Source organism: Solihabitans fulvus (genome assembly GCF_008386585.1).
Taxonomy (GTDB): Bacteria; Actinomycetota; Actinomycetes; order Mycobacteriales; family Pseudonocardiaceae; genus Solihabitans; species Solihabitans fulvus.
In genome coordinates this window covers 115,618-125,000 of the sequence record NZ_VUOB01000013.1, presented here as the reverse complement: position 1 = coordinate 125,000, position 9,383 = coordinate 115,618, and the positions used below count along the sequence as shown (strand labels likewise).

Genomic DNA, 9,383 nt, shown 5'->3' with positions numbered 1-9,383 from the left:
ACATGCGCCCGCGCCACCGGATCGGTGATCTTCCGATACCCCGGCAACTGATCAGCCTTCTGCCCGTGCTCCCGACCACCCTGACCATTGCCCTGCCCGGTCACACACCCATACCCCGACCCGCGTCGACCCGGCAGGCCCAACGCCAACGCCAGATTGATCCACCCCGACACCATGTCCGTGCCCGACGCGTGCTGCTCGGTACCCCGACCCGTCAACACGAACGCCGAGGACGCCTCCGCCAACACCCGCACCGCCGCCCGCTGATCCGCCACCGACACACCCGTCACCCGCTCCACCCGCTCGGGCCACCACCCCGCCGCCACCCGCCACACCTCCGCGAACCCCACCGTCCGCGCCCCCAGGTAGTCGCGATCGACGAACCCGTCGGCCACCGCCACATGCAACAACCCCAACGCCAACGCCAGATCCGTACCAGGAGCCGGTCGCAGATGCAGCGACGCCAACTCCGCCGTCGCCGTCCGCCGAGGATCCACCACCACCAACCCACCACGCCCCGCCGCACCCCGCAGATGCTGCACGAACGGCGGCATCGTCTCCGCCACATTCGCCCCCACCAACAACACCGCATCCGCACCAGCAAGATCGGTCACCGGAAACGGCATACCCCGATCAAGCCCGAACGCCCGCAACCCCGCAGCCGCCGCCGACGACATACAAAACCGACCGTTGTAGTCGATCTGCGCGGTCCCCAACGCCACCCGCGCGAACTTCCCCAACACATACGCCTTCTCATTGGTCAACCCACCACCACCGAACACCGCCACCGAATCCGGCCCGTGCTCGACACGCAACCCCGCCAACCGCCCAGCCACGAAATCCAACGCCACATCCCACGACACCGGCCGCAACGGCTCGTCCCGCCGCTCCCGCAACAACGGCGTCGTCAACCGACCCGGCGAGGACAACACCTCAGCCGACGTCCACCCCTTCTGACACAACCCACCCTGATTCGTCGGGAAATCCCGAGGCGCGACAACGGACTCACGGGAAACCGACATTCCGCACTGCAACGCGCAGTACGGACAGTGTGTCGCGACATCCGTCAACTCCGGCCACCTCCCTCGATCGCGAGGGACGCTAGGCAGCCGCTGTTACCGCCGCATGACGAGGCGTTTCCGGCACACGAACATGCCTGCGCGGCCGAGCACGTCACACGGTGAGCAGATTTGCCCTACAGCAGCTCGGTGATCTGGTGGGTGGCCTTCTCCAGGCCGCGCAACGAGTCGGTGGTCGAGCGCGGGTGCAGCGCGTGCACCGCGAGCCGGAACAGCAGTGCGCGCAGCAACGCCTGCGGCCACTCGTCCAGGTGCGCCCACCGCCGCAGGATGCCGGGATCGGCGCCGCCCCAGGCGAGCGCGTCCACCACGATGACGGCGGCGGCCCACTCGGCCGGCCGCCAGTAGGCCGTGAAGTCGATCAACGCCGGCGGCGCGGACCCGGCGAACAGCACGTTGCCGAACAGGTCACCGTGCACCACCTGCGGGGACAGCCCCAGCGTCCGCCGCGACCCGGTGAGCACGTCGAACAGCCTGCCGCCCTTCTCCGCGTTCAGCGGCACCTCGTCCTCGCCCCAGGCGCAGCGGTCGGCGACGGCGAACACGTCGGTGCGGCTGTCCAGGAAGCGCGGGCGGGGCAGGCCTGCGGTCGCCTGGTGCAGCCGTACGGCCACGGACACGACCTCGTCGTGCCGTGGCTCGGCGCGGCCGGACAGGTACCTGGTCGCGGCCCAACCGCCGACGACCCACCGGCCGTCGGTCGACCGCAACGGGCGGCCGAGGCGCAGGTTGGGCACGTCCAGCGAGTCGAGGGTCTTGGCCACCCAGGCGGCCTCGGCGGGATGGGCCGCCGGCCGGATGGCGGCCTCGCCGCAGCGCCAGGCCGGGCCGCCGTCGATCAGCTCCGGTTCGGCGTCCCGGGCTCCGAAGGCCGCACGCACATGCGACGGGGGTGGCTCGGGAGTTGCGGTCACGACTCCGGACGCTACCGCGCCGGACGTGCCCCGTGGTGGAGCGCCGTGCCAGGAAAGGACGCCTTCGGGAAACACGGCCCCGAAGACGTCCTTCCCGACTCAGTAGGTCGGCAGGCTCGGGTCGACCTCGCGGGCCCAGGCGAGCACCCCGCCGCCCACGTGCACGGCGTCGCGGAAGCCCGCCTTGTGCAGAGCGGCGAGCGCCTCGGCCGACCGCGCACCGGACTTGCAGTGCAGCACGAGCGGCTTGTCCTGCGGCAGTTCGGCCAGCGCCTCGCCGGACAGGATGCGGTCCTTGGGAATCAGCACCGAGCCGGGAATCCGGACGATCTCGAACTCGTGCGGCTCGCGGACGTCGACGAGCAGGAAGTCCTCGCCGCTGTCCTGTCGCTGCTTGAGTTCGAGCGGGGTGATGGTGTTGCCGGCCGCCGCCTGCTGCGCGTCGTCGGACACCACACCGCAGAACGCCTCGTAGTCGATCAGCTTGGTGATCGGCTCGCCGTTGGGGTCCTTGCGGATCTTGATGGTGCGGTAGCTCATCTCCAGCGCGTCGTAGACCATCAGCCTGCCGAGCAGCGTCTCGCCGATGCCGGTGATGAGCTTGATGGCCTCGTTCACCATGATCGAGCCGATGGACGCGCACAGGACGCCGAGCACGCCGCCCTCGGCGCAGGACGGCACCATGCCCGGCGGCGGGGGCTCGGGGTAGAGGTCGCGGTACTGGACGCCCTCACGGCCGCTCTCGGCGGGCGGTTCGGCCCAGAACACGCTGGCCTGGCCCTCGAACCGGAAGATCGAGCCCCACACGTACGGCTTGCCAAGCAGCACGGCGGCGTCGTTGACCAGGTACCTGGTGGCGAAGTTGTCCGTGCCGTCCAGGATCAGGTCGTAGCCCGCGAAGATGTCCAGCGCGTTGTCCGAGGTCAGCGCCACCTGGTGCAGGTTGACCTTGACGAACGGGTTGATCTCCGCGATGGAGTCGCGGGCCGACTCGGCCTTGGGCCGGTCGATGTCGGACTGGCCGTGGATGACCTGGCGGTGCAGGTTGGACTCGTCGACCACGTCGAACTCGACGATGCCCAGCGTGCCGACACCGGCGGCAGCCAGGTAGAGCAGCGCGGGGCTACCGAGGCCACCCGCGCCGACCACCAGCACCTTGGCGTTCTTCAGGCGCTTCTGGCCGGGCACCCCGACGTCCGGGATGATCAGGTGGCGGCTGTATCGCGCGACCTCTTCCTTGGTCAGCTCCGCGGCGGGTTCCACGAGCGGCGGAAGCGGCATCTGCTCCTCCTCGAAGCCGGACAAACCTCAGACATTCTTTCTACTCGGACAACGCCAGAGTGCCTTGGTGTCTTCCTCGATGGAAAGCCGTCTCACTCCGTGAACAGCTCGCCAGTCCGAGGCATCTCCGCCACCGGCGGCGGCCCACCCCGGTGTCGCACCCCGCGAACGGCTCAGCCTGCCGGCTTGCCGTCCGGGTTCGGGTAGGCGTTGGGCGTGCAGACCTTGCCGTCGGCCTCGACCGCGAACTTGTTGCTGGCGTCGACCTCGTTGAGCTTGGCCACGTAGTCGTTGGAGACCCCGAAGGTCTGCTGCATCATCACCGGGGCTGGGGCGCCGTTGGCCGGGCAGCCGACGTGCTGGTGGTTGAGGGCGTGGCCGACCTCGTGGTTGATCGCGTACGTCCGGTAGATCGACAGATCCGTCGACGGGAAGGCCTTCGCCCCGCGCACCCACCTGGCCACGTTGATGATGACCCGCTTCGTGCCCGGGTCGTAGCAGGACGCCTCGAACTTGATCTGGTAGCCGCACAGCGAGTGGTCGGTGTCCGGCGTGGTGAGGCTGATCCGGAAGCTGGGGTTCGGCGTCTGCGCCGGATCGACCCGCTGCATGGCCACGTCGCCGGTGCCGGTCCAGCTCCTCGGGTCGGCGAGCGTCGAGTCGACTCCCTTGGCGAACGCGGCCGCGTCGCCGCCGTAGTCGCCGGCGTCGATGCCGTCCTCGATCTCGATCGTGTAGGTGTAGAGCTTCCCCTTGCCGGCCTTGTCGGTCGTGCCGGGCACCGTCTTCCACGTGCCGGCGCCGGTCTGGGTGAACTTGCCACCGTCGGGCAGATCCGCGGTCGGCACCTTCAGGTCGACCGGCGCGGCCGGCTTCTCGCTGCCGACCGGAGCCCCGCTCGACGCCCCTGGCGCCCCGCCGCCCTGCGCGGGCGCGGTGCCGCCGTCACCCTGCTTACCGGGATTGAGCACGACGAGCGCGGTCAGCACGAGCAGCACGGGGATCGCGTAGATCCGCCAACCGTAGGCGGCGAGCAACCCTGGCAACCCGCCCCGCCGGTCCTGCCGAGGCGACGATTCCTCGACCGGTTCCTCCCCGGAGCCATCCGGGTCCCAGGACGCCGCCAACGGCTCGGCGGCCGTGCGGCGCGCGCCGCGGCGGTACCGCTCCTCGCCGGGTTTGCGCGCGGACGGGCCTGCTCCGGCGGCGCCGGACGGAGAGGAGCGCCTGACCACAGCGTCACGGTCTCCTTGGGTCGTCCGGCTCACGGGAACAGGGTAGCCACATCGCCCTGATGGCGGTGTGTGACCACTGCTGGTGCCAGCGTAACCACCGTGCGTGTCACCACGCGTGACCCCCCACGGCCTCCCACATGCCCAACACTGCCCTGGCGACCGACACCGGCCGCTCGATCTGCGCGCAGTGCCCGGTGCGGGCCAGCACCAACAGGCGTCCCCTCGGCAGCAACTGGGCCGTTCGGGGCGCCTTCCGCACGCTGACCAGCCGATCCTGGGTGCCCCACACGACCAGCGCCGGCATGGTGATCTGCGGCGCGATGGTCCACAGCGACCGCGACCGGGGCACCAACCAGGCTCGGACCAGCCCAAGAGTGCTCCGCCCCAGCGCCGGCCCGGCCCAGGGCTGGGTGCCGCGCTCGCTGTACTCCCGCGCCGCCTCCTCGATCCGGTGCTCCGGCACGCGAGTGGGTTCGGCGAAGCACAGCCGCAGCATCTGCTCGGCGCGTTCCCTGGGCCCCATCGCCGCGAGCTGCCTGCGCACCGACGCGCCCACGATCGGCAACATCGCCAGCGGCACCCGGGGGTCGGACATCCGGTTCAGGCTGGGTCGCAGGTCGGGGACCGCGGGAGAGACCAGCGTCACGGTGCGCACCAGGTCGGGCCGGCTGGCCGCGACCTTCATCGCGACGGCGCCGCCAAGCGAGTTGCCGAACAGGTGCACCGGCCCGACGCCGAGCGCCGTCACCAGCGCGATCACCACCTCGGCGTGCGAGTCGAGCGTGAAGTCGTAGTCCGGAAGCGGCTCGGACCGCCCGAACCCTGGCAGGTCGACCGCGACCCCGTTGACGGTGTTGGCGAGCTGAGCGGCCAGGTCCGTCCAGTTCGTGGCGGACCCGCCAAGCCCGTGCACGTAGACGGCGGTGGGCGCGTCCGGCCCTGGTCCCGGCGTCTCCCGCAGGTGCAGTCGGTGGCCGCCGACCTCCACCTCCCGCCCAGGCCACGGCGGGATGGACGTGTCCAGCGGCGGCAGCGGCACGGTGGACAAGGGCACCTGCGTGAAGGGCACTCGGGGCACGGTCACCGATACAGGATGCGCCTGGGAGACTCCCCACACCCGCCCAGCAGACGAGAAACCTGGATCAACGGTTCCCGAAACGGGACTACCCGCGAGTAAGGTCGTGTCACCTGGTCGGGCCGGAGATCCCTTTCCGACCTGGTGAGACCTGGCTGGAGGCACCATGACGGAGACGGCGCAGCAGAGCACCGCACAAGCCGGCCGCGGCGTGCGGCTGCCGCGCACCGCCCGACGCGCCCAGTTGCTGGCGGCGGCGCAGGACGTGTTCGTCGCCAACGGCTACCACGCCGCGGCGATGGACGAGATCGCCGAGCGGGCCGGGGTCAGCAAGCCCGTGCTCTACCAGCACTTTCCCGGCAAGCTAGAGCTGTACATGGCGTTGCTGGAGACACACGTCGAGGAACTGGTCGGCAGGGTCCGCGACGCCATGGACTCCACCACGGACAACAAGCAGCGCGTGCACAACGCCGTCGCGGCGTTCTTCGACTTCGTCGACGGCGAGGGCCAGGCGTTCCGGATGGTGTTCGAATCCGACCTGCGCGGCGAGCCCGCCGTGCGCGAGGCGGTGCAGCGAGCCACCTCCGACAGCGTGGACGCGATCACCGAGACGATCACCGCGGACGCGGGCCTCGACCAGGACCGGGCCAGGCTGCTCGCCGTCGGCCTGGTCGGCATGAGCCAGGTGACGGCCAGGATGTGGCTGGAGAACGACCGCAACGTCTCCAAGGAGGACGCGGTCGCCCTGATCTCCAACCTGGCCTGGCGAGGCATCGGCGGCGGCTTCCCCCTGCAACACCCCTGACCCCGCCACCCAACGCGCGACCCGGCAGCCCTGATCCGCCACAAGGATCGGGGCTGCCCCATTTCCGGGCGGCCCCATTTCCAGGCTGTCCCATTTCCAGGAGGGGAGCTCGCCCTAAATCAACCGAGCCGCATGCCACAACCGCTTGCTCTGCCCTCCGATCAACCCCTGACCATCGAGAAAAGCCACCAGTTTGGCCGCCGACCACCGCACGGTCTCGCGATGGTGCGGATTCCCATGAGCCACCCGCCGAGCGACCTCCGGATCGAGCCCGACAGCCCGATAAACATCCGGATGAATGAGACTCCGCACCACCATAAAGGCCGTCCTGGCCAGCATTCCCCGGTGATAGGCCAGCTCGATTCGGCCAAGCCCGGGAGTGCGGCGCCGCACCTCCTCACGCGCGTAGCGCACGTGCCGCGCCTCCTCCAGCACATGAATCCGGTTGACCATCCGCACCAACGGCTGCACCCGCTCGTCGTTCATGGCCTCGCGCTGAAGGGTGTCGGTCACCTCCTCCGCGACCAGGATCCCGGCAAACATCGACGGCCCCGCCGCGACCGCCTTGAAGACCCTGCCGAGCGCGTGCACCAGCGGCTGCGGCCCGTACGCTGGGCACCCGATCCGCTCGATCATCCTGGCGAACATCACCGTGTGCCGGCACTCGTCGCCGATCTCGGTCAGCGCGTACTGCACGTACCGCCGCGTCGGATCCAGGTTGTAGGTGTGCCTGGCCAGCAACTCGATCAGGATTATCTCGAACCACAACCCGACGCTCGCGATGCTGGCGATCTCGTGCCTGCTCAGCTCGATCCGCTGCTCCTGCGAGAGCGAGTCCCACAGGGCCGTCCCATACAACGTGCACCGCTCGGGCACCATGAAGTACTTGCCCTCGACCAGCGGCGCAGCCCAGTCGATCTCCAACTCGGGATCATACGAATTGCGAGCCGACGAGTTCAGCAGCCGCTCCGCGGTCTTCTCCCGCTCCGCGTGGTCAACCCGCGCCGAGCCAGCATTCCGGTCAAACAGAGTTGGTTTCGCCGCCATCATGCCGTCCCCTCAGACCAACGAAGTCACCGCACTCGAAGTAGGCCGCGCACGAGCCCCGAGAGCCGCGTGGTGATCTCGACGGACCGCTCCACCGGCAGCATGTGCCCGGCACCGGGATAAACGACCAGATCGGCGTCCGGCAACTCCCCGGCGATGACCCGCGCGTGCGGCACCGGGCACAACCGATCGGCGCCGCCGGCGAACACCACGCACGGCCGGTCGCGCAGGCCGGCAAGCGCCAGCCGCCGTTCGTGCTCGATCAGCGAGTCGCGGAACGCCACCATGCTCGGCGGATGACACCGGCCGACCTGCTCGGCCGTCGCGACCACATCCGCCCGGTCGGGTCGCCGGCCGAACAACAACCACCGCAGCCCAGGCCGAACCGCGTCGGTCCTGCGCAACAGCATGGGCCGACGCAGCTTCGCCAGCCGCCGGTTGACCAACCGCTCGCCCCGCAGCACCACGGCGGCGACGGATCGAGGCAGTCCCAACGTGAGGTTGGCCAGGTCACCCGACGACGTGGCCACCAGTCCGACCCCGGCCACCCGCCGCAGCACCAGCTCCGGGTGCCGCTCGGCGAGCGCCATGATCGTCATGCCGCCCATCGAGTGACCGACGAGCACCAGCCGCCCGCTCGGCACGCGGCTCTCGACCAGCTCGGCCAGGTCGTCGGCCAGCTGCCCGATCGTCGCGGTGCCGCGCGGCGCAGGCGCCGACCCGCCGTGCCCGCGCAGGTCGAACCGCAGCACCCGAACGGCCGCCCCGACTCCGGCAGGAATCCCTTCGACCACCCGGTCCCACGACGTGTGGTCCAGGGTCCACCCGTGCAGGAGCACGACGGTGAGCTCGGCGTCGGCCGGCCCGGAGTCCACGACGTGCAGCGCGGTGCCGTCGGAGGTGACAAACCGATGGCCGTTGGCCGGATCCCACGGAGACGTCCTCGGCAGCGCCGTACGCGTCATCTCCCTGCGCCTTTCGCTCAGCCCAGCCCAGCCCGAAACCAACCCAACCCAGCCCGACTCAGTCCGGCTCAGACCAGACGAGCGGCCCGCCACCACTGCCGACTGGGACCGCCGATCATCCCGACCCCGTCCAGGTGCTTGACGAGCTTCTCGCCGGCCCAGCGCAGCGTCTCCAGATGGTGCGGGTTGCGCAGCGCGAGCTTCTTCGTCTCCACCGGGTCGAGGCCGATCGACCGGTACACCAGCGGGCTGATCAGGCTGCCAACCAACACATGGGCGGCCTTGGCGGTGATCACGCGATGGAATTCCAGCCGGGCCCGCGAGATCCCGTCCAGCTCCCGCGCCAGCTCCTCGCGGGCGAACGAGAGGTGCCTGGCCTCCTCAACCACGTGGATCCGGTTGACCATCCGCACCAACGGCTGCACCCGTTCGTCGGCCATGCACTCGCGCTGGAGCCGGTCGGGGATCTCCTCGCCGATGAGCGTGGCCGCGAACATCGACGGCCCGCCGCCTGCCGAACGCAGCAGGGTGCCCAGCGCCTTGTTCAGCCGGTTCGGGCCGTAGGTCGGGGCGCCGATGCGTTCGATCATGGTCGCGAACATGACCGAGTGCCGGCACTCGTCGGCGACCTCGGTCAGGGCGTAGTGGACGTTCCGCTGCGTCGGGTCGGGCTTGTAGGAGTACCTGACCAGGAACTGCATCAGGATCATCTCCAGCCAGATGCCGGCGCTGGCGATGCTGGCCAGCTCGTGCCGGGACAGCTCGATGCGCTGGTCCTCGGAGAGCGAGTCCCACAGCTCGGTGCCGTAGAGGGAGACGCGGTGCGGCGGGATGAAGTACAGCCCGTCGACCAGCGGGGCGTTCCAGTCGACGTCGACATCGGGGTCGTAGGAGGTCCTCGCGGCGGAGTTCAGCAGCCGCGCGGCCGTCTTGTCGATGTCGGTGCCCTGTCGGTCAACAACGTGCGCCGCCCTGGTCATCT

General features: G+C 69.9%; 9 protein-coding genes. 1 reads left to right on the top strand and 8 read right to left on the bottom strand.

Annotated features, from left to right (window positions below; genetic code table 11):
- The 5 genes from F0L68_RS08955 to F0L68_RS08935 form a co-directional block, all read right to left on the bottom strand.
- On the bottom strand, window positions 1-1,022 hold a 1,022-nt coding region (locus F0L68_RS08955), incomplete at its 3' end, for a molybdopterin oxidoreductase family protein (RefSeq protein WP_240542959.1).
- A 173-nt stretch (window positions 1,023-1,195) separates the two neighbouring features.
- The gene (locus tag F0L68_RS08950) at window positions 1,196-1,993 is read right to left on the bottom strand and encodes a TIGR02569 family protein (RefSeq protein ID WP_149849004.1); all 798 of its coding nucleotides are present in this window, start codon (window positions 1,991-1,993) and stop codon (window positions 1,196-1,198) included.
- A gap of 99 nt (window positions 1,994-2,092) precedes the next feature.
- Window positions 2,093-3,274, bottom strand: a complete 1,182-nt coding sequence (gene moeZ / locus F0L68_RS08945) for an adenylyltransferase/sulfurtransferase MoeZ (protein ID WP_149849003.1) — start codon at window positions 3,272-3,274, stop codon at window positions 2,093-2,095.
- Between the two features lie 173 nt (window positions 3,275-3,447).
- Window positions 3,448-4,542: a DUF3152 domain-containing protein gene (locus F0L68_RS08940; protein WP_223198615.1), complete on the bottom strand. Its 1,095-nt coding sequence runs from the start codon at window positions 4,540-4,542 to the stop codon at window positions 3,448-3,450.
- 73 nt (window positions 4,543-4,615) lie between these two features.
- Window positions 4,616-5,593 carry an alpha/beta fold hydrolase gene (locus F0L68_RS08935; RefSeq protein ID WP_438672258.1) on the bottom strand — a complete coding sequence of 326 codons (978 nt, stop codon included), beginning with the start codon at window positions 5,591-5,593 and terminating at the stop codon, window positions 4,616-4,618.
- Between the two features lie 157 nt (window positions 5,594-5,750).
- On the opposite strand from F0L68_RS08935, the gene F0L68_RS08930 reads away from it, so the two are divergent.
- Window positions 5,751-6,389, top strand: coding sequence for a TetR/AcrR family transcriptional regulator (locus tag F0L68_RS08930; protein ID WP_149849001.1), 639 nt, complete (start codon window positions 5,751-5,753; stop codon window positions 6,387-6,389).
- A gap of 114 nt (window positions 6,390-6,503) precedes the next feature.
- On the opposite strand, the gene F0L68_RS08925 is transcribed toward F0L68_RS08930, so the two are convergent.
- The 3 genes from F0L68_RS08925 to F0L68_RS08915 form a co-directional block, all read right to left on the bottom strand.
- A complete protein-coding gene (locus F0L68_RS08925; RefSeq protein WP_149849000.1) occupies window positions 6,504-7,436 on the bottom strand; it encodes an AurF N-oxygenase family protein in 933 nt (310 codons plus the stop codon).
- Between the two features lie 26 nt (window positions 7,437-7,462).
- Complete coding sequence (locus tag F0L68_RS08920) at window positions 7,463-8,401, bottom strand: alpha/beta fold hydrolase (protein ID WP_149848999.1); 939 nt, start codon at window positions 8,399-8,401, stop codon at window positions 7,463-7,465.
- 68 nt (window positions 8,402-8,469) lie between these two features.
- Complete coding sequence (locus F0L68_RS08915) at window positions 8,470-9,381, bottom strand: AurF N-oxygenase family protein (protein WP_149848998.1); 912 nt, start codon at window positions 9,379-9,381, stop codon at window positions 8,470-8,472.
- Window positions 9,382-9,383: the final 2 nt, after the last annotated feature.

What these genes read in the sequence shown, in the direction of transcription:
- moeZ (WP_149849003.1), bottom strand. Translation starts at nt 3,274, where the DNA reads ATGCCGCTTCCGCCGCTCGTGGAACCCGCCGCGGAGCTGACCAAGGAA.
- F0L68_RS08915 (WP_149848998.1), bottom strand. Translation starts at nt 9,381, where the DNA reads ATGACCAGGGCGGCGCACGTTGTTGACCGACAGGGCACCGACATCGAC.
- F0L68_RS08925 (WP_149849000.1), bottom strand. Translation starts at nt 7,436, where the DNA reads ATGGCGGCGAAACCAACTCTGTTTGACCGGAATGCTGGCTCGGCGCGG.
- F0L68_RS08930 (WP_149849001.1), top strand. Translation starts at nt 5,751, where the DNA reads ATGACGGAGACGGCGCAGCAGAGCACCGCACAAGCCGGCCGCGGCGTG.
- F0L68_RS08920 (WP_149848999.1), bottom strand. Translation starts at nt 8,401, where the DNA reads ATGACGCGTACGGCGCTGCCGAGGACGTCTCCGTGGGATCCGGCCAAC.